Here is a 1,598-nt window from a genome sequence, read left to right as displayed (position 1 = left end):
CTTACCCATACGCTGCCGCTGGCGCTCTGGTAGGCTTCAGGGGTGGCTATCGGGTTGGTATCGGCTTCTGCGTCGGCTTCGGTCTGGTGGTAGCTGATTACGGTGGTATTGTCGTTGTTCCTGATGTCGGCCTCGGCATCGGTCAGGTCGAAGACTTCAACGCCGTCAGGGGAGTTGTTGTCATCGCACAGTACCAGGGCATCCGGGGTGGTGTCTGGGGTTGGCAACGGCAGTACTTTTATGGTAAGGGTGGTGTAGCTTTTACAGCCTTCCTCACTGGTTACGGTTACATACACGGTTTGTGCATTGTCGATGTTGTCGTATGCTTCAGGGTTTGGTATCGGGTTGTTGTTATCCCTGTCTATTTCTTCTACAAAGTATTCAACGGTATAACCCTGCCCTACGCCAAACGGCCCTAAGATTTCTTCGTCCTTGCTCCTCAGGTTAAAGGTGGCAAAGCCGTCGTTCGGGATGCTGTCATCACAGATGGTCAGCATGCTCGGGGTGGTAAGCAGCAGTGGCTGGTTCAGGAACAGCTGGAAGCTGGTGATGCCAAAGCAGCCCGTTTCAGGGTCTTCCACGCGTACCCAGATGGTTTGCTCGTGGGTGCCGTAGTAGTTGGCATCATTGGTGATGCGCGGGGCACCGTTACGGGCAAACTGCTCGCTGGTAAAGTAATGGATGATATAGTTGTCTTCTATACCGGGTGCGGCATAGATGTCGTCGTTCTGCTGGGTAAGGTCAAAGAAGGCGCGGTTGTCCTGCCCGTTGTTGTCTAAATCGTCACACTGGGTGATGTCCTGAAGGTCCGGCACCTGCGGCGATGGCACTACGGTCAGGTTGATGGCGTAGTCCACGGAGCTGATGCAGCCGCTTACGGCATTTTCTACCCTTACATAGATGGTTTGTGCAAACGGGGTGATGTTCTGGAAGCTGCCGGTGTTCGGGATGGCGTTCACGCCGTCCTGTGCGTCCTGTGCGGTCCAGTGGAAGCTGATGTCCACGCCCTGTCCATTGTTGATCAGGTCGGCTACCATGGCATCCAGGTTGAACACGCCGATGCCGTCGCCGTCTTCATCGCATACGGTGGTCAGTTCCTCATCTATCAGTTCAGGGTATACTACCGGTAGCGGTTCTACTCTTACGTCGAGCAGTACGATCCTGTAGCAGTCGGTTGCTTCTATGGTTACCCTTACAAACAGTGTTTCTACTGTTGCGTTGTTCTGGTAGGCTTGCGGGTTCAGCTCAGGGTTGGTGCCGCTCTGGGCGTCTTCGAAGCTCTGGTGGAAGGTGATGTTGATGCCGTTAAGGTCGTCTACTATCTCTGTGTACTTGGTAGTAAGGTCGAATAGTTCTGTTTCATCGCCCGGGTTGTTCTCGTCACACAGGGTGTATGGCGTAGGGTCGTTTACTTCCGGCAGCGGGTTTACGATCAGTTCCAGCTCTACGATGTCGTAACAGCCGGTGGCGTTATTGGTTACCCTTACAAAGATGGTGCGGGTCTGGCTGCTGTAGCTGCCGGGCGCAGTTATCGGGGTGGTGCCGAGCTGGGCGGCGCCAAGGGTTTCGTAGTAGCTTACGGTAAAGAAGGCCGGGCT

Annotated in this window: 1 protein-coding gene; it reads right to left on the bottom strand. The window is 54.6% G+C overall.

Going from position 1 to position 1,598, the window contains the following annotated elements; all coding sequences use genetic code 11:
- Positions 1-1,598: FIDD domain-containing protein (locus KJK34_RS14930; protein ID WP_498366265.1), on the bottom strand; the 1,598-nt coding region annotated here is incomplete at both ends.

The sequence above is a fragment of the Flavobacterium coralii genome (genome assembly GCF_019891545.1).
Taxonomy (GTDB): Bacteria; Bacteroidota; Bacteroidia; order Flavobacteriales; family Flavobacteriaceae; genus Flavobacterium; species Flavobacterium coralii.
Note: the sequence above shows the minus strand (reverse complement) of the source record. Positions and strands in the feature narration are given on the sequence as shown.